This window comes from Serratia sp. CY31944 (assembly GCF_052169175.1).
Classification (GTDB): Bacteria; Pseudomonadota; Gammaproteobacteria; order Enterobacterales; family Enterobacteriaceae; genus Serratia; species Serratia sarumanii.
Map to the genome: position 1 here is coordinate 1 of NZ_JBJNLG010000048.1, position 596 is coordinate 596.

The window sequence follows — 596 nt, forward strand, 5'->3', positions numbered from 1 at the left end:
TTTACACGACGCCCCCTAAAAGGGGGCCATTTTCGAGTTAATCCTGCAACAGCTCCATCTGCTGTTCGATCTCTTGGTCCTTCTTATCCTGATGCTTCACGTATCGCCTGATAATTTCTTCGTTTACCCCTACCGTATCGACAAAGTATCCCCTTGCCCAAAAATGATTGCCCCACAACTTCTTTCGTATATGTGGGAAACGATTGTAAAGCCGGATTGCACTGCGTCCTTTCAGGACGCCCATCAACGTCGAAATCGATAGCTTCGGGGGGACTATCACGACCAGATGCACATGATCTGGCTGAATATTTAGCTCAAGAACTTCACAGTCCTTCATGTTGCAGAGGATATAAATTGTTCGGTAGAGCTCTTTGCCCACCTTGTCGCGGAGGATTTTAAATCGATACTTCGGCGTCCAAACCAGGTGGTATTTGCAACGCCAGAACACATGTGATGAACTCCTGTATAAACCCATGTTGGTGATTTCCTTCTTACTTGTGGTGAGTAAGCTGGAATATTCCGGCATGGGTTTCCTTCAGGCTAGAGCCTCACAGGTTCAATCACCACCTCCTTAGGAGGTGGTTTAAGGCTTACAA

Annotated in this window: 1 protein-coding gene; it reads right to left on the bottom strand. The window is 46.8% G+C overall.

Translation table 11 applies throughout. From position 1 onward, the window contains the following. Positions 1-37 precede the first annotated feature (37 nt). Complete coding sequence (gene tnpA / locus ACJ8IN_RS24615) at positions 38-475, bottom strand: IS200/IS605 family transposase (protein WP_047571605.1); 438 nt, start codon at positions 473-475, stop codon at positions 38-40. Positions 476-596: the final 121 nt, after the last annotated feature.

Excerpts from the sequence above, each read along its gene's own strand:
- tnpA (WP_047571605.1), bottom strand. The coding sequence starts at position 475 with ATGGGTTTATACAGGAGTTCATCACATGTGTTCTGGCGTTGCAAATAC.